Origin of the sequence: Vibrio bivalvicida (assembly GCF_001399455.2) — a bacterium.
GTDB lineage: Bacteria > Pseudomonadota > Gammaproteobacteria > Enterobacterales > Vibrionaceae > Vibrio > Vibrio bivalvicida.
The window spans coordinates 1-719 of sequence record NZ_LLEI02000087.1; the positions used below are offsets into that span (position 1 = coordinate 1).

Annotated in this window: 1 protein-coding gene and 1 pseudogene; both read right to left on the minus strand. The window is 39.5% G+C overall.

Translation table 11 applies throughout. From position 1 onward, the window contains the following. Nucleotides 1-66: 66 nt before the first annotated feature. Nucleotides 67-522 carry a DUF4304 domain-containing protein gene (locus APB76_RS20815; protein ID WP_054963665.1) on the minus strand — a complete coding sequence of 152 codons (456 nt, stop codon included), beginning with the start codon at nucleotides 520-522 and terminating at the stop codon, nucleotides 67-69. Next, nucleotides 512-719 (minus strand): annotated as a pseudogene (locus tag APB76_RS23350) (hypothetical protein); the annotation flags it as partial. The gene APB76_RS20815 and the pseudogene APB76_RS23350, both read right to left, overlap by 11 nt.

Here is a 719-nt window from a genome sequence, read left to right on the forward strand (position 1 = left end):
CCGTAAACACCTTACCAAACTAGAGCCTAAATCGCCGAGCGTTGATAGTCCGTCTTAAGCAGTTTGTTAGGTGAAATAATTCTTAAGTAAGTCTCTTTGCCATTTTGTCGCGACTCTATTGGGTAATATGTATTCAGCTTTTGCACCTTCAAACGAAGAGCATTGATCCAGCCATCTTAAACCCTTCACCAAAATCAGTTCACTAATTTCTTTTCTATCTGTGTGCTCAAGAGCTGTTTCGTAATTCAGTAGCGTATGAACCAAGTTGGGATTAACTAGTGAATCGAGTCTTACTTGAATGTGACAATCACTTTCTGAAGGCCATTCTTTATCCCCAACTGCACTAATGTATACACCTAAGTTCAAGTAAAACTGTTTAGAGTACTGAGAACCTTGAATATTTATAACTTGAATATAGCCTTCTATGTGTTTCCACCAAGTACTTCCTTTCTTTCTAAAACCTTCCTCCTTCAAGGTTGGTTTTAAAATGGACTCCAAACATTTCTTTTCTTTAGAAACCAAATACTCCTCCTGACTTCATTTCACCTAACGCTGTGTTAAGTGGTGAGCAACGCACCACGACACTTAATAAAGCCACCTTAATCACTGCGCTAAAATTTGCAACCAAAACCGTCGAGCGTTGAGAATCCAGCTTGAACACTTTGTTAATAAAGTACTTTCCGCGCGCTCTACACCCAAACAACCCACCGAACTCAACA